This window comes from Arthrobacter sp. TE12231, from assembly GCF_054062895.1.
Map to the genome: position 1 here is coordinate 1555193 of NZ_JBSSFS010000001.1, position 21996 is coordinate 1577188.

A 21996-nucleotide genomic window follows, 5' to 3' on the forward strand; every position below is an offset into this window, starting at 1 on the left:
GGTCGGAGGCGCTGGTCAGGCCGGCTCGTCCGACCTCACACTCCCGCGTCCTCCAGCACCTTCTCCGCGTCCTTGACTCGCAACTTGCCGGACATGAGTTGGGGGAGGAGAGCGTCGCGGAGGCGGCCCAGAGAAGCATTTTCGACGACGGCTGCCACAACCGTGTTGAGGAGTGGTCCAACCTCGGCTTCTGTGGCGAGCATTGCCTCTGAATCGAAGTCGGGAAAGTCCAAATGGTTAAACGTCTTCATCGTAATGGTGTCGAATACGGAGCCGTGGGCAATCTCCTTGGCTCTCAGAGTTGCACGCAGGACGGCGAAATAAAGGACGCCGGGTGGAACATCACCAGGAACGAATCCGTAGCAGGACTGATTGAATGACGCGGGTACGGCTAGCCGGGCCACCGTGCCGACGGTTCCCCTAGCTGTGAGGATGACACTTCCCTTGGGGAGCGGCCTCGCTTTGGTTCCCTCGACGGCGACTTCTGTGATCTTTTCAGCCGTGTCGGTCACGACTCCAAACTCGGCGCCTGTTATGTCTTTGGCTGAAGCCCAGAGCCGGTCGCCGTCCCAGAAATCCGGACGAGACCGCGGCGGGGTTCCCCCCAGAACGGGGCTCAGCACGTCGCTCATGGGACGCGTCTCGAATTGTTCAGCCGAACGATCATAGATCAGGTCAGCAAGGCCGCCCGCCCTATCTGCAAGTTTTGTGTTGGCAGCGATCTTGTCATCGAGCGCACCCAGAACCTCAGCGATGGCACGCTGCTGATCAAGCGGTGGGAGCTGAAGCGGAACCCGTTCCAGTATTTTCTGGTTAAGGGAAAGCATTGTGGACCCAGAAGCATGCTGCAGCAGCCAGGCCTTTGTCGCCTCGCTTTGAAATTGGTAGCCGACATAGCGGGAGTCCACAGTGGACGGCAGTCGGACCCGAATTCCATCGGAACCCAAGAACCAGCCTTCCTCTGATCTCTTGACCCACGCACTTCTGTCAACGGCGCCCTTCCGGCCGAATACTATGTCACCGGTCTCCAGCAGATATTCGGGCAGGCGCTCGGTCACTTCAGCGGGTGCACACGGAGTGTCTCTTCTCAGACTCAATGATCCATAACCGACTTCACCCACCGAAATGATCGGAACGCCCGTTTTTGAGTACTCATTCGCTTTCAGCGCGGTGCCGAACGGACCGGTCTTAATTGACCCACCGTATTCATGGATGAGCCCTCCGAGAGTTTCTGTCGTTGTCACGAAACCCTCCCCAACTGCTCGCGCACAATCGAGGCTAGCCGTTCGGATTCCTCGAACTGCTCAAACAACTCCTTTGAGAGCCGGGCGATCTTGTCCTCGATCGGCTCGCCGTCGTCCTCGACATCGGCCGCCCCGACATACCGGCCGGGGGGTCAGGGCGTAGTCCGCGGCCTTGACCTCCGTGAGGGTGGCTGAGTAGCAGAAGCCTGCTTCGTCGTCGTACGTCAGACCGGCCTCAACCGCCGAAGGTGTGCCGCGCCAAGCGTGGAAGGAGTTGGCGATCTTGGCGATGTCCTCATCGGACAGCGCGCGCTCGGCACGGTCTACCATGTAGCCGAGGTTGCGGGCGTCTATGAAGAGTACCTGCCCGGTGCGGTCCACGGAGCCGTTCTTGCCGGCGGTCTTGTCTTTGGCGAAGAACCAGGTGCAGACGGGGATGCCGGTGCTGCGGAAGAGCTGGGTGGGCAGCGCCACCATGCAGGAGACGAGGTCGGCCTCGACGAGCTGGGCGCGGATCTCGCCCTCGCCGCCGGAGTTGGAGGACATGGAGCCGTTGGCCATGACCACGCCGGCGCCGCCGCCGGGAGCCAGCTTGGAGATGATGTGCTGGATCCAGGCGTAGTTGGCGTTGCCGGCCGGGGGGACGCCGTACTTCCAGCGGGGGTCGGATTCGGAGCGGGCCCAGTCCTTGATGTTGAAGGGCGGGTTGGCCATGATGAAGTCTGCGCCGTTGTTGCCGCTGAGCTCCGGGTGCTGGTCCCGGGCGAAGGTGTCGCCCCAGCGGGAGGCGAGGTTGGCGTTGAGGCCGTGGATGGCGAGGTTCATTTTGGCCATCCGCCAGGTGCGCTCGTTGAGCTCCTGGCCGTAGACGGAGATGTCCGAGCCCTCCATGTTGTGCGCGGCCAGGAACTTCTCGGCCTGGACGAACATGCCGCCGGAACCACAGCAGGGGTCGTAGACGCGGCCGCGGTGCGGCTCCAGGACTTCCACCAGGACCCGGACCACGCCCGCCGGGGTGTAGAACTCGCCGCCGCGCTTGCCCTCGGCCTTGGCAAACTTCTCGAGGAAGTACTCATAGACCTCGCCGAGCAGGTCGCGGGCCTTGCTGGCGCCCTGGCCGGTGAAGCGGGCGGAGTTGAACAGGTCCAGGAGTTCGCCGAGGCGTCGCTGGTCCACGTTGTCGCGGTTGTAGATGCGGGGGAGTGTGGCGGCCAGGGACTTGTTGTCCGCCATGATGAGCTCCATGGCTTCATCGATGAGCTGGCCGATCGACTTGGGCTCGGCGCCGTCCATCGCAGGGAGGCCCTTGGCGTTGTCGGCCAGGTAGGCCCAGCGGGCCCGCTCCGACACCCAGAAGACGCCGCGGCCGGTGTACTCGTCCACGTCGTCGATCAGCTGGGCGATCTGCTCTTCATTGAGCCCATCGGCCTCCAGCTCGGCCTGGATCTGCCCGCGGCGTTCCTCGAATGCGTCCGAGACGTATTTCAGGAACACCAGGCCGAGGATCACGTCCTTGTACTGGGAGGCATCCATGGAGCCGCGCAGTTTGTCCGCGGCCTTCCACAGAGTGTCCTTGAGTTCCTTCACGGTGGACGGGGCGAGGTCCACCTTCATTTTCGGGGGCATTACTGGGTTCCTTTGGTCTGTGGTTCGGCGAGTTTAGCGCTGGGGTCTGTCAGGGTGAGGCTTCCGCCCGCTACGCCGTCCGTAATCAGGGTAGCGAGTTCTTCGAGCCGCTTGAGGCGTTCGCGGCTTTGCTGCTGTTCGTGTTGCAGCCGGGCGAGCGTTTCGCCCAGTTTCTTGCGCTGGGCGTCCGGGACGCGGCGCAGGCGCCACTGGCGCCAGGACTTATCCGCTGCGGGGAGCTTGTTGATGTCCGCAGCGACGACGTCGGGGAACAGCCCGCCGGGGTCACCGGCGTCGATCCGCAGCACACGAGCCGGGAAGGCGACGGCGGAGCCACCTTCCACATCCACCAGCGCAGCGGGGCGGGGGCTGGTGCAGAAGACGACGTCGCCGGGCCCGGTGAGCCGGCCGGAAGGGTTGTTGGTGGCGAAGTCGAGAAGGTTTATGTGCCGAGGCTGCGCGGTGTGCGGGTTGAGTAGCTCCGCCGGGCCCAAGATCCGTGTTCCGTCCCTAGAGGTCAGATCGGCGTCCTCTAGCCTGTTCCCCTTGATGTATTTGAGGTTGCCGGTAACCACAAGTTCTTGGACGGAGGTGGGCCGAGCATTCGTGCTCGGATCGCTTGGGAGCACTGCGACTTCCCGGGATTGTTCAGGCCGTGCGGCCTGCAGCATGCGCACGAGTTCCTCCACCCGAAGGGCAGCCTCCGCGCCGCTGGAACTCGGAGCCGAACCATTGGACTGGGCTGCCACCAGGGACTTCCGGCTGGCCAGCAGGAGACGGGTCTGTACCAGCCGGGCGAAGCGGAAGGAGTGGGCCCGGATGATGGCGCGGTCACCCATCGATGCGACGATGTCGCTGACAAGGTCCTGACTGACATCTTCTGTAAGGGCGCGGGTGCTGAGATCCGCCACCATGGTCCACCGCTCCGCAATGGGAACTTCAGCGAACGATGGCCCCAGCACCCACAGCGCCTGGGCTTCGCGTGGCTTGGAACGCAGCAGTCCCTGCGGCAGCCGCACGATGGCACGCACCCGGCCGGTGCGCAGAAGCCCGGACCGGAGGCCGGCGGCCGCGGCGGCCAGTGGCACATCGCAGAGAACCCGTGCCGGCGCGACGATGACAGCCCGCTGCTGATCGTCCATCTGCAGGACAAGGTGTTCCACCGCCGAGAGAATCTGCGGCGCGTCCATTCCGGGTTCCCCGGGAGACGGGTACTGCGCCACGTGGACTACAGGTCCATGGACGGCGAACTCGCCACTGGCACCGACACGGATCTGTCCGCCGTCCACACCGTGCACGCGCAGGCGGCGGCGCACCAGGCGGCCTGCACCGCCGTCGTCGTCCGCGGTCAGGAAGGTGACGGGTGCACTCTCGCCGGCAGCGTGCGCGACGCCCATCAGGAGGTCGCTGCCGCCGCGGGTGGAGTCGGCAAACACGGGGTTTCCGCCAAGGGCCGCGGCCAGTTCGACGGCCGCAGCGGCAACCAGCCCCACGGCGGATTCGGTGAGGGCGGTATCCGAGTGCTCCCGCAGCCCCGCCCGGAACCGGGCGGCAAGCAGTTGCTCGAAGGCGGCGGCGGCGTTGTAGGCACTGTCCACCAGCCGGTCCGCGAAATTTGCCGTAGAGGTGAGCGACGGGCTCTGGGCCTCAAGTTCCGAATACAGGAACGTGTCATCGGGATCGCACTCGTCCGCGATGTCCAGCAGTTCATCCCTGCTCAGTGTCCCTAGCACTTGGCCGGACATCGCCTTAAGCGTCAGCAGAGCAGTGAGGGCGTCGAATGTTTTTCCCCGTGAGGCGCCGGCAGCGGTGCCGGGCATCCGGGCGAAGGCGGCGACGTCGTTGCGGGCTTCCGGGTTGTTGCCCCGTCCGGTGGCGGCCAGCCAGGCGGCGATGTGGTCGGCGTCGAAGAGTTCCCGCCCGCCGTCGAGCCCTGCAGGCTCCGGAAACGGGTGTGAAGTCGCGGCGCTGCGTTTGCGCCACATGGAAACGACGGGGCGCTGGACCTGTGCGAGGGCGGCAACGTCCGAGAGGGTCATGCACAGGGCTTCTGCTTCGTTCACTTGCGCCTCCTTACGACGTCGATCCTCAGCTTAACTGGGCCCGGCGGCTTTTCTTGTGAGGTGCTGATAACGGGAGTTATCAGTGTTCTTTGACCTTTGATTGGCCGGGCCGCCATACCTTCGTTCTGCAGCTACGAAGGAATCCTCCGGAGCTGCGACGGCGGCGGGGAACCACGCATTGGGGGACTGGTATCCCGCCGCCGCTCAGCAGCCATCCCTGAACAGAGGAAGACACGATGTTGAACACCGAGACCAACGAGCCGGCGGGAACGCAGACCAAAGACGTTCTGGAGGAGGCGCGGCCGGCCAAGGAAAAGGCAAGGCCGGGACGGAAGCGGCGGACCTTCGCTGCGGTGGCCGTCCTGGCCCTGCTGGCCGGTGCGACCGCCGTCGGCAGCACGCTGCCGGACCCGAAGTCCAGCGACGCCTATGCGGCACTCGCGGGGGAGAAGGCGTCCGTGGAGTCCGAGCGTGACACGGCCAAGTCCAGCTACGAGTCGATGAAATCAAAGTTCGACACGTTGGAGAACGGCATGGCGGCCCGGGAAGCCAAGGTGGCCTCCCGCGAAACAGAGGTCGGAACGGCCGAAGCCTCTGTGAAGACCGCCGAAGCCGAGGTCAAGAAGCGCGAAGAAGCAGTAACCGGCGCCGAGAAGACGAAGGCGGCCAACACCATCGGCGATGGAACCTGGACCGTCGGTACGGACATCGAGCCAGGCACCTACCGTGCGGCAGCCGACGTCGGGTCCTCCTGCTACTGGGGCATCTACGCAACAGGGAGCAACGGCAGCAATATCATCGACAACGATCTCCCCGGCGGAGGCCGGCCCTCCGTTGCCCTGTCCGGCGGCCAGGACTTCAAGTCCAGCCGGTGCGGTACGTGGGAAAAGCAGTAGTAACCTGAGCATCACCTGAAAGAACTATGAGGAATTCATGAACGAAACAGACATGCCAACCGAGACGTACAACGCGGCTGCGCCAGCCGATCCGACACCGCACCCCGCTGTGCCTGGTGAAGCACAGGCGTCAGCGCAACCGGGACCGCCACCCGCCTACGCTCCGGGAGGCGGCGGGCCGGCATACGGCCATACGCCCGTGGCGGCCAAGTCCTCGAAGAAGTACCTCTGGATCGGCTTGGCCGCAGGGTTTGCCGGCGGATTGGTGGTTAGCGCACTGATCGCCGGCATCGGCAGTGGGATTGCTGCTGCATCCGTTTCGACCGTTCTTCCCAAAGCCGTCGACACCTGCAACGCGCGGGAAAAAGCCGGCATCTCCCTCGGTGATAAAGACACCTCCTTGACGGTAGACACCGAGGGAAAAGATGACACGACCGGAGCCGCCATGGAGGACCTGGTCTGCATCGTGAAAGAACTCAAGGTCCCGGACAGCGTCGTGGCTCAGATGGACTCCACGACATCTTTGCAGGGCCGACAGTCCGCCGAATGGGAAGACCTCAAGGCGTCCTGGACCTACCACCCGGACTCCGGCATGAAGCTGATTGTCACAGTCGCTAAGAAATGACCGGGTCCGGGCACCCCGTCCTCGGGGTAAAACGCGGCTGTGTGTCGTGTCCGGAACGCCCCGTCCCTTTCCAACCCTTACAGTTCAACTGATCACTTTCGCGTTACATAATTTGGGGGAATTCCTTGAGCATCAACAGCGAGCAAGTCTTGCCGCATGGGCAGATGCCTGCCGCGAGTCAAAGCACCATGGTGGCCGCCGACGCCGGGGCGGTCCCGGGGATACAGATTTACCAGTTCCGCGGCGGGGCCGGTACATGGTTCGGCACCCAGATTCTAGGGGTACTCATCACGATCTGCACCGTGGGAATCTGTTACCCATTCGCTGTCGTTCTGGTTGAGCGATGGCGGGCCAAGAACACATACCTCTACGGCCGGCAGCTTCAGTTCGTCGGCACCGGCTGGGGCATCTTCGGACTGTGGATCAAGTGGTCGCTGCTGAGCATCATTACGTTGGGCATCTACACCTTCTGGGTCTACCCGCGGCTCATGCAGTGGAAAGTCGAAAAGACCGTCTACGCGTAGACAGAACGGCCCTGCACCCTTCGGGGTGCAGGGCTTTTTTGCAGGTCGCCGGATCGCCAATTATCACTTGGGTCCGAGGCCGCCACGCACCACACCTGAAACACCACACCCCATAGACGAGGCCACGACGCATGGACCAGCAAGCAATCTTTATCGACGCCGGATTTCTCCTCGCCGTCGGGGGCATGCAAACAGCAGGCACCTCGCTCCGGTCAGCTACCAACGTCAACTTCGAACCCCTCATCCAAGGCATCCTCAAGTGCACCGAAGAATTCAGCGGCCTCCCCACCCTCCGCACTTACTGGTATGACGCATCCCGTGACGCCCTGTTCACGGACCAGCACAAACGCATCGGCATGATCTCCGGAGTGAAGGTACGCCTGGGACGCATGTCGGTCGATGGGACCCAGAAGGGCGTAGACCTGAAACTGGGCCTGGACCTCGTAGGCGTCGCCCGCAACAAGGCCGCCAGCACCGTGTTCCTCCTCTCCGGGGATGATGACCTGGCCGAAGCTGTCGAAGCCGCGCAGGACTTTGGCGTGAAGGTCGTCCTGGTGGGTCTGGAGAACACAAGTCACCGCCTCGGGGTGACCTCGGTCGCGGAGCACTTAGCGTTGCGGGTGGACAGCATCATCACTTTGCCGGTGGAGCTGGTGGAGAAGTGCTTCACGAAGCAGGTGAAGGCGGCTCCGCTGGCGCCGGTCACTTCGTCTGTCCCGGTCGTGGCGCCAGCGCCGGTTCTGCAGCCAGCGTCGCCTGCCGCGGCGATCGCGGCCACCGTCTCGGCTGAGCACGGCGGTGCCGTCCGCCCGAAGCCTTCAGCTACGCCCCGTCCTGGCCTCCCGGCACCCGTGTACCGGGTCCAGCGCCCCGAAACTGCAGACCTGGTTTATAGCTCTGCTACGGGCGGCGTTGGCTCCATACACGAGGAGTCCGCCGTGGGCGCCGCCTGCGAGGTTGGACACGCCGTCGCTGAGTCCTGGTACAACAACACCACCCAGAGCCTCCTGCGTGAACTGGTCGCTGACCGGCCCTTCCTGCCGCAGGAAATCGACCGGGTCCTCCTGAAAGACTGCGCCCAAAAGATCGGAGAGCAGAAAACCGACTATCAGGGCATCCGCCGGGAACTGCGCCGCGCCTTCTGGGAACGTCTCGACCAGCTCAACTAGGTGCTCAACGCAGCGTCACACCGTCCGTAAATTGAGGCCATAGGGGGCCGCTTTCGATCTGCCTGACATCCTGTCCGAAGAGAACGTCGGGATAGCCGCGAAAATCCTCCGGCGCTACTACCCGGTGGAGGACCCGAAGACCGGGGTGCTGAGCACTGGCAGCTCCTTTGACGGGTTGGCTGGCGGCGGCGAAACCCCCGATGTGAGGGACCGAATCACGGACAGTGACTTCGTTGCGGTGTCCTGCTCTCCGTTGGCATCCCCGCCAAAGCCGCAGTCGGCCTCGCTGACCCAGCCGTCTCCGTCCGCATAACGGAACTCCTCGGGAAGATCCCGACCGACACCAAAATGAGTGACCCCACCAGACCTAGTCCCATTTGAGACTCGCGGCGTCTGCCGACGGAGCCTGGGTCATGGCGGCGCTACGGGTCAACCAGGCCCAGTGTCCGAGGGGAAGGACTCGGATCCGACATTCGGGTACGGCTTGCGCAGAGCGATACGAGCTCCCGGTATGTTTGATGCACGGCGGGACTGATGTCCGCCTATGGAATCTTGGGGGATAGATGAGCACGGAACCGATTGAGGGTCCCGTCCTACCGACGGATTTGCCCGGGCGGACGAAGCGGTCTCTCGTCGTTGGGGCCGTCGTGCTGGTGGCCGCACTGATCGGCGGCGGTGCCTGGTGGTTCGGTAGCGCTCTTCCTGCGCAGCAGGAGGTGCAGGCTCAAGCCTCAAGCCAAGCTGCGGCGCAGACGGCCAAGGACGCTGCGGCGAAAAAGAAAGCGGACGACTCGGCCGCTTTCTGGGCAAAAGTCGATGCTGACAACAAAGCCCGAAGCGAGCAAAACGCGAAAGACGTCGCGGCCTTCAACTCGTCGCAAGAGGCGGACCGGGCTGCCGATGTGCAGCGCCAGATGGAGGCACAGGGCTGGAAACGCTATTCGGACGTCCTCTACTACCAATACGCTGCCGACTCCGAGTTCACCTGCGGGCACTTCAGTTGCACCTACATTCACGTCACGACACTGGCCCCGAACGGTTGCCCGGGCGGCATGTATGTTGCGGCGAGCATTGAGAAGGGGCATGCATCGATCGGTCTGACGAACGACATCACCGCGCCCCTAACAAAGGGGAAGGATGCCATCGTCCAGCTCCAGGACATCAGCAACCAGGGTGACGGATTTCAGCTGACAACCATGAACTGCCACGGCGGCTAGCTCTTCTTGAAAAGTGTGGCAACCGGAGGTAGAAAGCACGTGTCTTGTTCGGTGGCTGAATCTGGCCTGTACTCACGTTTGATAACGGTATCTCACGCAACATGCTAGACGCTCTGGCGATCGCCGGATTACGCGGATGGAAGGTTTTGCCGTATGGGCTGATGTCGTCCGCAGAGCCAGGTCCCATGGTGGCCACCGGAGTGGGCACTGCTGCCGGGGTCCAGATTTACCATTTCCGCGGCGGCCCGCAGCCTAGTTTTGGCACCGAGATTCTCGGCGTTTTGTTTACGATAGGTACCGCGGGCATCTCTTACCTCTTTGCCGTGGTCCTGGTCGAACGGTGGCGGGCCCAAAAACACTTATCTCCACCGCTAGCAGCTTCAGTTCATCGGCGCCGGCGTCGGTCACGCCTGGAATCTTAGCGCGGGGAGTACCGTCTGGAGTGCGCGCTGCAGTTTCGCCGGGATCAGGCTCAAGAGGCCCGGGCATCGGGATGGGTTGATTGGCCTAGCCAGCCTAGCCCAGCGAGATGCAGCTCAGCTGCCCCGAAGACCCCTGACGAAGTCGAACGCAGCACGCTGTTCCCTAAGTCCCGGATGTTCCCCCAGATCGGCTGCCAGGGCGAGCGGCGGGATTTCGTCGGGGATGACGTTGGCTGCACGGATGGTGACGTTGGGGCGGGTTCCGGGCTTGGCGGGTAACAGGAACCAGTCATTGATGAGTTCGGGCAGGTCGCGCCGGACTGCATTGTGGATCTCGCCTTCAGTGACCGGGGCAGATACTGTGAGTCAGCATGTCGCTAAGGTGACGTTGAGGATCCGATGGTCATGCTGTCGGATCCGTGGCTCCTGTCGCGGTGACGGGTGTCAGCGTATGCTCTGTCGCATGACGAAGAAGGTGCGGCTGGCCATCCTGCGGGCGCGTCATGACTCGAGTCCTGTCTTCTCCGACCAGGCAGCCATCTCGATGATGATGACGGGCGCGAACTCCGTTTTCAGCTATTGGGAGAGCACCAGTTGCGGGTACCTCGACTTTGTAGATTCTGCCCTGATGCCGTGGGTTAAGATCTCGGTCGGCGCTGACACGGGCCGGCAGGCTCAGGCCGACGCGGCCATCGGGGCGGTTCGCGCGAAGTTCCCCGCTCACGATCCGCTCGCAGGGTTCGACGGCGTCATTGTTCTGACGTACCCGGGCAAGCGGAGGGAGGTGAATCCCAGGGCTGGCCAGGCGGGTGAACCAGCGGAAGTTGACATCGGATTCGACGGAGGAGAGTTAATAACCCAGGGTTTTCCTGTTGCCGTGATCCCTGTCATGACCTCGGACTTCACGTCCATGTGTCACGAGGTGGGTCATATACTCGGCTTCGAGCACACCTATGGACTCCTCAACAACGGCGCCGATTGGGTTCCGACCGATAAGACTATCGTCGTCGACACGGTCTACGGCTCGCCCTTCGACCTAATGAGCTCGGCATCCTTCGGGACTCGATGGCTCGGCACAGGCCCGACCTACTCAGCGTCGCCGACATTCAACCTTCCGGAGACGAAAGGCTGGCCCAACCCTGCCGCTGTCTCGGCGGGCCCCATCCTGTCGCGCGCTAATCTTCATCGCTGGATGCCGGAGGCGCTTGCTTCCCGAGTAATCGGACGCGACTTCCCGACCGACGGCGGGACTGTCCAGGCACGGCTGTGGTCGCACTCCTCGAAACGGGGACCTGTGTTGCTGGTGCTGCACCCCCCTAGTGAACCTGCTTCTGGCGTGGGACGTGTCTATGTCGAGTATCGGCCGAGCCTCGGCTGGGACCAGGGCCTCGACATCCTCGGACCAAGCCTGTCGCGCGAAGGAGTGGTCGTCCACAGCATTGCGGACGTCCAGGGCGCCGGTCCGCGGGTGTGGTACCGAGGCGTGGTCCCGTCCGTCTCGGTTGACGCTGACGTGATGGTCTCGAACACTCCGCTCGCCGTCGAGGTCCAGAGTTTCGACCCAAAGCGGCAGTGGGCGGACGTCGTCGTCCGTATGCAGGGGCCTCCACAAGTGCGGATCGAGCAGCAATACCGCAGCGACGACTTCGTCGGGGTCGTTGGCGATACGTACGAGGAGAAGACTCCCTGCGGTGACAGCATCCGCAAAGGGACGTTTGCAACGTCGACCGTCTGTCAGTTCCACCTCACTGCCATGGGACTTGGCGCGGCGGGCGAGCCCGTGGCCGGTCCCGTCACAGCGACGTGGCGCGTGGGCGGAGTCGACATTTCGGGAGCGAGCGGAACTGTCGACGTGCCTTACGATGGCGCTCAGTTCACTCTCGAATACACGATCGACCCCGTAGTCTTCGAGTTGGCACTCACTTCTCGGGGCGGAGAGCGGTTCGATGTTCCCGTCGAAGTGCGCGTGTCTGATCAACTCCAGCTCGGCACAGCCGCCGACGCATTCTCGGCCCAAGGGTGGTTCGAAGGGATCCACCCGGATGACCTCGCTGTGCTCTCGGCGTGTCTGGAGAGAATCACCAAGCGATACAACATACGGCAGTGGGTCTTCAGGCGTCCGACGCCTGGGCCCGAATGGGGTGAGGTCGGGCAGTGGTCCGAAGTCGTGAAGCAATGGGGTGCAAACACGGCGAACATCGTCGACCGCGTCACGAACGATGTGGTCGCTCAGAATGCTCTTAGGCAGATCGTCCAACTCCAGCTGCCACGCGGAGGCTAGAAGCAGCGACGCAAGGCGGTGTTTCTGTCTCGTCGGCCGTCTTGCATCCCATGGGTTGCGGGCAACCTGAGTTGGTGGCTTGCTTCACGATCCTGATCGTTCGCCATGGTTGTCGTGGGAAAGGTCGAGATGGGTGAGCATGTCTGACCCCGCGCGTGGTCCGTCAGTCCTGGTCGTCGAGTTCCCAGACGATGCCGGAGGCCCTTTCGACGGCGGCCATCCAGTCTTTGGCGCTTTACGAGGAACGGGAAGGGCAGGTCTGGGCTGAACTGGCGGGCCGTGTAGTCCACCACGTACATGCCGTCCAGGTCCGCGACCAGGATGGCGAGGCCCTGGCCGCCCAACCGACGGCGCTTGAACGTGATCTCATCGTCCCATTCGGCGCCGAACGCGGACGCCCGGCTTCCTCAATGACTTCGTTGGTGGCAGCCCAGCAGTTCCCGATCGCCAGGCGTGGATCCCCGAGCTGGGCCAGGGTGACGGTGCCCTGCAGTGTGGGGGAGTGGTCGTTGATCTGAAGGTCGGCGAAGTCTTGCCGGACCCACGCTGCGACCGCGGCGCGCCGGGTGAAGTGTGTGTCCGCCGCGGTGGGCAGCTGCAGGGATGGTCCGGACAGAGTGACGGCGGTGAACCGACCGTCGCCGGCGCGCGGGTGCGCTGCCTCAGCGAACGTGCTCATGCCCTATTCTAAGCGGCGTTAGGCAGTCAATCGGTTTCTCAGCCTGAGCGATCATCACCCCGAACTCCATGATGCCGAATATCAGGAGTCGCCGAACCGATGCTCTATGGCCGCAGCGACAAACGTTGCGCTGCGCGTCGGTTTTGAGGCGTGATTTGGAGACGCCGATGCGCCGCCCTAAGCTCTCGTAGAGCGCTCGATGTCCGGGCCGAGGGGGAGCAACAACATGACGACAGCAACGGGTGTGAAGTACGAGACGAGGTCCGTGAAGACGGTTCGCGGCTTGGAAGCCAGGACTAGAGCCAAGTTAGAGAAAGAGGGCTGGGAGTTCGTCTCTCAGGAACAGGGGACAGTGCGGTCGGAGCTGACCTTCCGGCGGCCGCAACCAGAGACTCCATGGAAACTGATCGGGGCAGGTGGCGGCCTGCTCGCACTCCTCGTCGTCGGATCGCTCATCATCAGTGCGGTCGGGGGAGGGGAGAGTTCAAGCAACAGTGCCGAGGCGCTCCCGTCGCCGACTCCGTTCCAGATCGCGCCAACTGAAGCAAGCACGCCATCAGTCGAGCCCGCGACTGCTGCCCCTGTGGTCACAGCTATCACTGTCGATGAGTTGCTAGATAAGCTCAATTCCGCCCAGATGGGTGGAATCAAGACTGGGGACCAGTTTCAGCTAACTGGCGAACTGTTCATGTCCGAGCTGTGGATGACCGGCGCGGCCGGTGAGTTCACCGTCATGCTCAAGGCCCAAGGCGGAGCCCAGGATTTGTCCGTGTTCGTTGACGAGTCAGATGCTGCCGGGTGGCGGGACGGTACGAAGGTCCAGATGATTGTGGAGGCGGGTGAGGCTACGATCAACGGTGAGACCACTGACGGCTGGCTAAGGGCTCGGTCCGTGGAAATGATCCCGTAGCCGAGGCAACCGCATCCGCTCTACGACCTGCATGAATTCTGCTGCCCGTAAAACGATCCAGTAGGGGTGTCCGCCCCATGAGCTGACTGATTGCCCGCTACAGCTGGGCATCCGCAGCCCGTCGGAGTGTGCCTAGCCGCAAATGTCCAAGCTGCCGTCTATCAAGTGGCGACGATAAGATGCCATCAGCACTTTCGCCGAGCACAAAGGAACCCAGTGCGAATCGTCTCGTGGAACTGCTCTATGGCGTACTACAAGAAACGGCACCTGATCGAGGCGCTGGAGCCCGACGTCGTCATACTCCAAGAGGTCGCCAAGAAAGACATTTCCGCGGCTGAGCAATCCTTCGCGGCATGGACCGGCAGCAATCTGAACAAAGGTCTCGGAGTTATTGGATTCGCCAATGCTCGCTACAAAATTTCAGAACACGCGGATCCCAATTTGCCCTGGCATCTTCCTTTTTCGATCGACGGTCTCAACATCATTGCCCTTTGGGCGCATCAGTTGAATCGCGATCTAAGGTATGTTCGCGTGACCCATGAGATAGTCGACCGCCACGCTGGATTCCTCGGTGGCGGCGGGGCGTTGCTTATGGGGGACTTCAATAGCAACACGGTCTGGGACAGGGCGCATCCCAAGAGGAACCACAGCATGCTGGTCGAAAAGCTTGCTGGACTTGGACTCAGCAGCGTGTACCACCGCAACGCGGTGAACGACCAAGGGGCGGAGCCGACGAAAACGTACTTTCACACCTGGAACCTCCGATTCGGGCATCACATTGACTTCGCATTCCTGAGCGACGGCATCCCGGCCGAGCTCCGAGTAGGGGATTCCGAAGACTGGTTGGCGCATAGCGACCACATGCCGCTGATCTTGGACATCGCCTAGTAACACGCGGTTTTAGGCGTGGAAGCCTGCTCAGCAGCCTTCGTTCGCCGGGCGCCGAATTGCCCGGCAGCAAGTGAAGACTTCCCGAGAGCCCTGCCTGGACTGACTTTCGGGTCATTCTGCCGGTGTAGAAAAGGACCATCTTGCCTGTCCACGGGGAGACGGGAACAGGCCAAGGCCACCGTGAAATTAGTGGACAGGGGAACGGTCCTTAGGACCAAGTAGCCTGTCCATCTACATCGGTCGTCCCTTCTTTTTCGAAGTCGTGAGCGGTTCGATACGACAACTGGCTACACCATGCCCCGCGGCCATTTCGTATACCTGTCAGCCCAGAATCAGAGCTACAGCGGGACCGTCACCTTCCGGGTCACCGTGGACGGAGCCGTGGTCTCCACGAACACATCCGGCGGCGGTTACGGGATCGCGAGCTGCTCGGACTGCTGTGTTCAACTGTTCTTCCTACCCTTCGGATCCACCGCGTGATTAGAGGGGGAACAAGAATACAGCAGTCTGAGCAACCCTTGAAGTGTCCAGGTCACGCGCGGCAATCGCTTTCCCTGCGTCGGGGTCGGAGAAGATCACGCGATGTGCGTGAGCATCCTCGGCTTCATCTGTTGCCTGAGGCAGCGGTGCTTCCATCATAGGCATCATGTTTACGGCATAGCAGGGGCGGTGTCTCGCCGACGCGCCATGGCGGTTGAGGGGATCCCTGGCATTCCCGGAACCGGGCGTCAGTCGACGGTGTAGTTCAGGCAGTAGTTCTCGAACTCCTCGATGTGTTCGTCGGATTCGGACTCGCTCGGGAGAGAAGGCCTACGGGGTGAAGACGTCTTGGCAGGTCTTGCAGGGGACCGGTCCAAAGACATCCCGTTGATCCCGGCCCACGGCGCCGCGGTCGGATGTGTGGGCCGATCGGCACTAGTAGTGCTTCTTGCTGATCCCTAGCGTGGGTCCCACCGGTGTCGCAACTCAAACGGGGCGGGGCAGTTTCGGGGGATGGTGGGAACATGCGCGTTCATCGGATCCGTGCTTCTCGGCAAGGTCTCGCGCTCTCGGTGGTGCTTGCGCTTCTCCTCGGAGCATGTGCGCAAGGGGGTACGCCGCCGTCGTCAACGCGGTCGTCGTCAGGTTCGGGCAATGCGGCCTGCGATCTCATCACACCGGAGATTGCAGCCAAGGTCGATCCGAGTTTCGCCGGCACGGGACAAATCCAGTCGGGCGATACGGCAGGGAGCCCCGCATACCAGTGTGGCTACATCAGCAAGTCGGACAAAGGCATGAACGCCCTGACCGTCACGTTGACTTCTCCCGCATCGGCGGCCGACATTGCCGAGGGGAAGAAGACCCCGGACTGCTCGCCCGTGCCAGGCATTGGCGACTTCGCGTGCTTTCAGTGGACGGGGTGGTTCCGCGGCGAGGCTAACGGGGCGTCGGCGAACACGGTCCTCAAGGCGGTACGCGGCAACGAGTCTCTAGACCTGCGTGTCGTGGCCACGCCACCGATGTCTCCGGGAATCCCCGTACCCGACGGCAACGCCACGGCCCGCGCGCTTGCCCAAGCGGCCGTCGAGGGCGGGTGGGGCAACGGGAGCGCGCTCAGCGTTCCGTCCGCACCGCCCGTCGGTCCGCAGACCACGACAGACAATCCCGTGTGCGCCCTGGTCAGCGCCGATGCACTCAAGCAGGCGTTCGACGCCACAACCCAGGCTCAGGTCCTCCCAGGCGAGGGCAACTGCCGGTACACTTTCGGCGCGGTGGGCACTCCCGGACCGGACTCGCTCATATTTTCTATCGAATTCCATCCGGGCGGTGCTTCATTGCTGTCCCGGCCGGTGCCGGACGGCCAAGAGATCGAGGGCGTCGGAGACAGAGCGATCCTCATAGTCCGGTCAGACCCTGGCGGACCTAAGTCCCTCCGACCCCCAAGCGAGGTACCGCTCACGTACATGTCCCTCATGGTGGCCCGCGGCCAGAACATGGCCATCTTCACCACACAGATCCTGATCTCCCCGACCGGTCCCACAGCCGAACAGACTAAGGACAGGTTCATCGCTCTCGTCAAAGGGATCAATTTCTGATCCGGGGTCGCTCTGCGCAGGGACGATCTTCCATGCCAGGAAATGAAGGGGCAGTCAACTGCGGGGCTCTGGTGCGGTTGAGGCCGCTGGGCTGACATGAAGATGGTGGACGGCGTCGTGGATCGCGGGTCGGGCAAGTTCAGGGTCCTTCCCTTTAGCCCGATGACCAGGACTTGCGTCCCCTTGACTTCGATTGGATGCTTCCCGGCACTCTGGCCTAATGACGACCCGGGCCAGGTGCCCGCAGAGTCTCACGGACTCTAGCTTGATGCTCCATGATCGGTAACGCCTGGGAGGATCGTCCGCCAAGTGCCGCGAAGGAAGTCTTCAGCCACGGCTCTTCCTGCGCAGCCGCTTCACTAGCGGCCAAAAAACGGGCCCATTCCTCCGCGTGCTCACGGTGCGGCCGGTGACCCACCTCCACAAGCGGGTGCCGGACATAAAGGCCCTCGACGGCGTGGGCTCGGTTCTGGCGACGCCCTGCGCCCTCGTGTCCCTCGGGCCTCTACCGTGCCGCCAAGAAGCGTGCCGGGGCCACGCCCCGATTGGCAGCCATGCTCGGCTCAGCAGCCGGAGCGGTCCTGACCCTCGGAGCGGCCGCCATGATCCTCCTTACCCCCTTGACCTCACCGGAACGTGGCATCGTGAGGCCTAGCAAGAGCAAGATCGAGGGGGCAGCGGAATACCTATGCAGATAATTCGGGATGACGAGGAGCGGGTGCGAGGCAGTGGGGGAGGGTGCTGGGACGCAGAAGGGCATTCGCCATGACGTAGACCTTTCACATCGGGGCACGCTGCTCAATCGGCAAGTCAATCGGCCCGGCACAACCACCGCCCATGCTGGTGTCTGGTTCTCTGCGCCGCCCGTGGCTGGCCTAGGATGACGGCTAGGCGGTGCTGCACGAGCAAGCCGTGATGAAGGAGCGAGATTCTTGGTAGTTCCGCAGCCCGGAGCCAAACCGTTGACGTCGCTCCCGGGCGTGCCCCTGCGGCGCGTGGGCCCTACGGTGATCATCATCCTCGCGGGAGCCTACGCCTTGTATTGGCTCCTGGCCCGTCCCGGGGGGGAACCTGCCGCCCGATACGTCGGCCAACTCTTCGGCGGGGAGTCGATCCTGCTGCTCTCCATCGCCCTGGTCCTGATCAGCACCCTTCCGCAGGTGGAGCACGTGTTCGGCGGGATTGACCACGCAGCCATCTGGCACCGGCGTGCTGCAATCACCGGGACCGTCCTGCTGCTTCCGCACATCGAGCTGGCAGCCAACCCGGAGGCGACCGGCGTGGGGAAAACCCTTGCCGTCATCGGGATCTCCGGGCTCGCGGCCCTGGTGGCCTGGGCCATCCTGCCGCGCTGGCGGACCATGGTCCCCGCGCGGGTGCGTGACCTGGTCCTTGGCCTCGGAAGCGCCCGGCCGGTCCGCCTGGTGGGCCGCCTGCTGGGTGGTTACGAGCGCTGGCGGGGCTTCCACCGTTTGACGGGAATATTTGTTGCGGCCGGGTTCTTCCACGGACTGCTGGACGCCACCGCGTTCGACGCCGCCCCCGGGCTACGGTGGAGTTTCGTGGCCATCGGCGGCGTCGGGCTGGCGTTCTACGCCTATCGGGAGCTCCTGGCGCGCCGCTTCCTGCCGCACCACGACTACCAGGTGGACCAGGTCAAAGCGGTGGCCCCGGATCTGGTGGAGCTGCGCCTTGCACCGCTCGGCAAGCCGCTGGACTTCCGGCCTGGCCAGTTCGCCATGATCTACCTGGAAACCAAGCAGGGCTGGCAACGCCATCCCTTTTCCATGTCCGGTTCGGCCCGGGACCAGCACCTGCGTATCACCGTCAAGGCGCTTGGGGACCACACAACAAGGCTTCCTGACGTGGTGCAGCCCGGAATGCCGGCGGTGGTGGGCGGACCCTACGGCCGGTTCGACAGGCACAAGGGAACGGAACACCAGGTCTGGATTGCGGCCGGTGTGGGAATCACACCGTTTCTGAGCTGGCTGCGGTCCCTGGAGGGGGATCTGCGGGAGTCAGTCCACTTTTTTGTCACCTCGGCAGGGCCGTCCCCGTTCGCCGCGGAAATCACATCCATCGCGAAAGACTACCCAAGCCTGACCGTGCACCTGGTGGACACCGCCGTCGACGGCCGGTTGACGCCCGAGCAGGTGCTTGCCGCCGTGGACACCCCGCCCCGGAAGCTCTCGGTCTTCATGGGTGGGCCGGATCCCATGCTCCGGCAGTTCCGGAAGACCTTCCGTTCTGCAGGAGTCCGCACAGCCAACATCCACCGCGAGTACTTCCAGTGGCGCTGAGTTGTCCGCCGGGACGAATGGGGTTCTCTGCCGATTCAGCCGCCGGCAGGATACTCACCTGATGATGAGGGGCGAAAGGCCCACGGCCTGAACGCCGCGACGCCCCGTGTGCTGACTTTGTCAGATCCGGGCCAGGCCGCGCTTCAGCGTCCGTCAATCGCGCGGTTGGTGCTGCCGCCGGGTCACTGCACGCCGTCGCTGCTCAGTATCCGGCGACCGCGTGCGGGACGTAGAGGCTTTCCAGTTCCGCCTTTTCCTCGGTGGTTAGTGTCAGTTCCAGGGAGGCGACGGCGTCGGTAAGATGTGCCGGCTTGCTCGCCCCGACAATCGGCGCGCTGACCACGCTGTTGGAGCGGACCCATGCCAAGGCGACCTGGGCGCGGGGCAGGCCGCGGCGTTCGGCAATGACGCGCACAGCTTCGGCGACCGCCCTGTCGCTTTCCTCCGTGGTGTAGAGCGTCTTGCCGAACTCGTCCTTCTCCGAGCGGTTGGTTTTCTCGTCCCAGTCCCGGGTGAGCTTCCCCCGCGCTAGCGGACTCCACGGCAGCACCCCGATCTTCTGGTCCGCGCAGAGGGGGAACATTTCGCGTTCCTCCTCCCGGTAGACCAGGTTGTAGTGGTCCTGCATGGTGACGAAACGGGTCCATCCGTTCAATTGCTGAAGGTAGAGCGCTTTGCTGAACTGCCAGGCGGACATCGAGGATGCGCCGATATAGCGGACTTTGCCAGCTTTGACGAGGTCGTGAAGGGCTTCCAGAGTCTCCTCGATCGGCGTGGCGGGGTCCCACCGGTGAATCTGGTACAGGTCCACATAGTCCGTTGCCAGCCGCGTCAGGCTGGCATCGAGTTCGGCGAAGATGGCCTTGCGGGACAGGCCCCGCCCGTTGGGTCCCTGCCGCATCGCGCCGTGCACCTTCGTGGCGATGACGGTTTCATCCCGGCGGGTGAAATCCGCCAGGGCCCGGCCTATGATTTCCTCGCTGGAACCGTTGGAGTACACGTTGGCAGTGTCAAAGAAATTGATCCCCGCCTCCACGGCCTGGCGGATCAGCGGCCGGCTCTGGTCATCCGGCAGCGTCCAGGGATGCGGGCCCCGGCCCGGGTCCCCGTACGTCATACATCCCAGTGCCAGCGGGGAGATGTCCATGCCGGTGTTGCCGAGTTTGATGTATTCCACGTTCGTCCTCCGTCAAACAGTCCCGGGCCCGGCTGCGGCCCTTGCCCCCACGCTATGTGAAGAACGGCCAACTGTGTGCACGCAAGGGGTCCCGGCCGATCCCACCGTCGCAGCGTCGCAGGCAGATGGCCGGGTTTGGAGAACCAGCCCGGTTGGAGCGGAGATCAAAGGCCGCCGGCTTAATGCCGAGCCGGCCGGCAGTGTCGTCGCAAGGGACTTAGACGACCCGTGACGGCAGCTTAATTCGGTCCGCTGGCCCGTGCTGTCCGGCTGCGAGGATGGCTTCGGAGACCGCGGGGCACACGCCTGATAAGGTCGATCCGATCCGTCAGAAACGGAGGTTGTTGGCCATTCGGAGCTACCCCCATTAACGCGGTTCAAGTGCGTCAGCCGACCGACTTCGAAAAAAGGGCCAACTAAGTTGGAACAACCGCTCATTCAAGTGATCGAAAGTTCCCGCGAACACTGGGGTCAATTATGGAGATTTGTATAGATAGATCGGAATCTCACATCCATCCAGCTCGAAGGCCGTCGGCCGACCTAGTTGGTTTTGGCCGTAATCGCCGCAGCAGGCCCCGTACGTCTTTAGTGCGGGGCTTGTTACGTCGGCGCCCAACGCGAAACCCTTCGCAAGTCCGTCCATGCGAACTCGGAGCACGATGGCACGCGTATGAAAAAGCGTGCACTCGATTCGACGTGGCCGCCGGCTGGTTGCAGGGATGTACTGAACCACATGTATCCAGGCGATGTACCGTGGACTGGATCTGTCGCCACCTACGGAGGATCATGACCTCGAACGTCATTCAAGCAACCTTTGACGGCTTCATGAAGGGCGCCGGCTTCTCGAAGAGGAGCGGATCGTGGTACCGAATCACTGATGAGGTGATCACCGTGGTCGAACTGCAGAAGTCGCGGTACGGATTGCAGTATTACGTGAACCTTGCACTATGGCTGCGCCCCCTCGGAGAGGTGAAGACCCCGAAGGAGCAGGCGTGCCATCTACGGACGCGCCTCTCGAGGCTTGCTGGAAGCGAGGAGGGCCGGCTCTCGTCACTGCTGGACCTCGACGTGCCGATGCTTGAAAGTGAGCGGTCCGAGAATCTGTTGGCTTTTTTCACTACCCACCTGGGGCCTGTTCTGGAGGCGGTTGCCAGCCTTAACAGTCTGCGCCACGAGGCGGCGCAGAAGGTGGTCGCCGCGTCGCTGGTCATGGGTCCAGCGAGAGAGCTATTGACCGCGTAGGTGCCGTCTTCAGCTCATTGCTGTCGTCACTCGAGGGACCATTTAGACATCGACAACATCTGGGACCTCTGTCGAACGTGCAACCGTCAGAAGGGCGCGCAAACCCTCGACGAATGGAATGGATACCCGTGACGATTCCGACATCGCAGCCACAACTCCCTTACGAGACGAAGTCGTATGTGTGCATCCACGTCTTCGATCGGATCCGGCCGGTGCTGTATGTGACACGCCCGGACAGTGATTGGTGCGCACTGTGCGGTGGTGATCATCCAGACGACGCGAGCTCTTACCGTGTCGTCGGGATCGGACACGTTGTCGATTACGACCCGTCGGTGGCGGAGGTGCTTGATCTTCGCCCGAATCAAGAAGCCGAGCGTGAAGCGGTTGGGGAGCCATGGCGGCGGTCCGACTTCTAGGACGCCTGCTCTTCGTGGCGCTCAATGTCGTATCGACCATCGACATAAGAATCTCCGGCCATGATCCGTTCAAGATCCACATTGGTCGATCGGCATGAGCCAGCGATCTCCCAGAGATGACGCCCTGGTGGGCGGGTTGGATGACTGGCAATACGCATCATGGATTTATGGCAGTACCCGACTCGCAGGGCTTCGTGACTCCGCATCAAGGAGGATCTGCGCTCTTGGCCTTATTGCCG

Annotated in this window: 17 protein-coding genes and 1 pseudogene; 13 read left to right on the forward strand and 5 right to left on the reverse strand. The window is 63.0% G+C overall.

Annotated elements, in window-relative coordinates:
- Positions 1 to 35: 35 nt before the first annotated feature.
- From ACVWYS_RS07085 to ACVWYS_RS07095, 3 genes and pseudogenes are all read right to left on the reverse strand, one after another.
- Positions 36 to 1244 (reverse strand): restriction endonuclease subunit S, encoded by a 1209-nt coding sequence (locus ACVWYS_RS07085; protein ID WP_456509541.1) that lies wholly within the window; start codon positions 1242 to 1244, stop codon positions 36 to 38.
- Positions 1241 to 2870, reverse strand: a pseudogene (locus tag ACVWYS_RS07090) (class I SAM-dependent DNA methyltransferase). The gene ACVWYS_RS07085 and the pseudogene ACVWYS_RS07090 overlap by 4 nt, the downstream one beginning before the upstream one ends.
- Positions 2870 to 4933, reverse strand: coding sequence for a hypothetical protein (locus ACVWYS_RS07095; protein WP_456509542.1), 2064 nt, complete (start codon positions 4931 to 4933; stop codon positions 2870 to 2872). The pseudogene ACVWYS_RS07090 and the gene ACVWYS_RS07095 overlap by 1 nt, the downstream one beginning before the upstream one ends.
- A 236-nt stretch (positions 4934 to 5169) precedes the next feature.
- On the opposite strand from ACVWYS_RS07095, the gene ACVWYS_RS07100 reads away from it, so the two are divergent.
- The 7 genes from ACVWYS_RS07100 (at position 5170) to ACVWYS_RS07130 (ending at position 12067) form a co-directional block, all read left to right on the forward strand.
- Positions 5170 to 5829 (forward strand): hypothetical protein, encoded by a 660-nt coding sequence (locus ACVWYS_RS07100; protein WP_456509543.1) that lies wholly within the window; start codon positions 5170 to 5172, stop codon positions 5827 to 5829.
- Between the two features lie 199 nt (positions 5830 to 6028).
- Positions 6029 to 6454, forward strand: a complete 426-nt coding sequence (locus ACVWYS_RS07105) for a hypothetical protein (protein ID WP_456509544.1) — start codon at positions 6029 to 6031, stop codon at positions 6452 to 6454.
- A gap of 164 nt (positions 6455 to 6618) precedes the next feature.
- Positions 6619 to 6978, forward strand: a complete 360-nt coding sequence (locus ACVWYS_RS07110) for a DUF898 family protein (protein WP_456509545.1) — start codon at positions 6619 to 6621, stop codon at positions 6976 to 6978.
- 131 nt (positions 6979 to 7109) lie between these two features.
- Positions 7110 to 8147 (forward strand): NYN domain-containing protein, encoded by a 1038-nt coding sequence (locus ACVWYS_RS07115; protein WP_456509546.1) that lies wholly within the window; start codon positions 7110 to 7112, stop codon positions 8145 to 8147.
- 103 nt (positions 8148 to 8250) lie between these two features.
- Complete coding sequence (locus tag ACVWYS_RS07120; RefSeq protein ID WP_456510281.1) at positions 8251 to 8460, forward strand: DUF6308 family protein; 210 nt, start codon at positions 8251 to 8253, stop codon at positions 8458 to 8460.
- A 334-nt stretch (positions 8461 to 8794) separates the two neighbouring features.
- Positions 8795 to 9364, forward strand: a complete 570-nt coding sequence (locus ACVWYS_RS07125) for a hypothetical protein (RefSeq protein WP_456509547.1) — start codon at positions 8795 to 8797, stop codon at positions 9362 to 9364.
- A gap of 885 nt (positions 9365 to 10249) precedes the next feature.
- On the forward strand, positions 10250 to 12067 hold the full coding sequence (locus ACVWYS_RS07130; protein ID WP_456509548.1) for a hypothetical protein: 1818 nt from the start codon (positions 10250 to 10252) through the stop codon (positions 12065 to 12067).
- Between the two features lie 235 nt (positions 12068 to 12302).
- On the opposite strand, the gene ACVWYS_RS07135 is transcribed toward ACVWYS_RS07130, so the two are convergent.
- Positions 12303 to 12746 carry a hypothetical protein gene (locus ACVWYS_RS07135; protein ID WP_456509549.1) on the reverse strand — a complete coding sequence of 148 codons (444 nt, stop codon included), beginning with the start codon at positions 12744 to 12746 and terminating at the stop codon, positions 12303 to 12305.
- 226 nt (positions 12747 to 12972) lie between these two features.
- Here ACVWYS_RS07135 and ACVWYS_RS07140 point away from each other — a divergent pair, with 226 nt between their 5' ends.
- The 4 genes from ACVWYS_RS07140 to ACVWYS_RS07155 all read left to right on the forward strand — a co-directional run bounded on the left by ACVWYS_RS07140 (position 12973) and on the right by ACVWYS_RS07155 (position 18922).
- The gene (locus ACVWYS_RS07140) at positions 12973 to 13656 is read left to right on the forward strand and encodes a hypothetical protein (protein ID WP_456509550.1); all 684 of its coding nucleotides are present in this window, start codon (positions 12973 to 12975) and stop codon (positions 13654 to 13656) included.
- 216 nt (positions 13657 to 13872) lie between these two features.
- Positions 13873 to 14544 carry an endonuclease/exonuclease/phosphatase family protein gene (locus ACVWYS_RS07145; protein ID WP_456509551.1) on the forward strand — a complete coding sequence of 224 codons (672 nt, stop codon included), beginning with the start codon at positions 13873 to 13875 and terminating at the stop codon, positions 14542 to 14544.
- A 1277-nt stretch (positions 14545 to 15821) separates the two neighbouring features.
- Positions 15822 to 16622 carry a hypothetical protein gene (locus ACVWYS_RS07150; RefSeq protein ID WP_456509552.1) on the forward strand — a complete coding sequence of 267 codons (801 nt, stop codon included), beginning with the start codon at positions 15822 to 15824 and terminating at the stop codon, positions 16620 to 16622.
- A 932-nt stretch (positions 16623 to 17554) separates the two neighbouring features.
- On the forward strand, positions 17555 to 18922 hold the full coding sequence (locus ACVWYS_RS07155) for a ferredoxin reductase family protein (protein ID WP_456509553.1): 1368 nt from the start codon (positions 17555 to 17557) through the stop codon (positions 18920 to 18922).
- A gap of 202 nt (positions 18923 to 19124) precedes the next feature.
- Here ACVWYS_RS07155 and ACVWYS_RS07160 read toward each other — a convergent pair whose 3' ends face one another.
- Positions 19125 to 20099, reverse strand: a complete 975-nt coding sequence (locus tag ACVWYS_RS07160; protein ID WP_456509554.1) for an aldo/keto reductase — start codon at positions 20097 to 20099, stop codon at positions 19125 to 19127.
- A 786-nt stretch (positions 20100 to 20885) separates the two neighbouring features.
- Here ACVWYS_RS07160 and ACVWYS_RS07165 point away from each other — a divergent pair.
- Both ACVWYS_RS07165 and ACVWYS_RS07170 read left to right on the forward strand, forming a co-directional pair.
- Positions 20886 to 21341 carry a DUF4304 domain-containing protein gene (locus ACVWYS_RS07165; RefSeq protein WP_456509555.1) on the forward strand — a complete coding sequence of 152 codons (456 nt, stop codon included), beginning with the start codon at positions 20886 to 20888 and terminating at the stop codon, positions 21339 to 21341.
- 113 nt (positions 21342 to 21454) lie between these two features.
- Positions 21455 to 21757 (forward strand): hypothetical protein, encoded by a 303-nt coding sequence (locus tag ACVWYS_RS07170; RefSeq protein WP_456509556.1) that lies wholly within the window; start codon positions 21455 to 21457, stop codon positions 21755 to 21757.
- Positions 21758 to 21996: the final 239 nt, after the last annotated feature.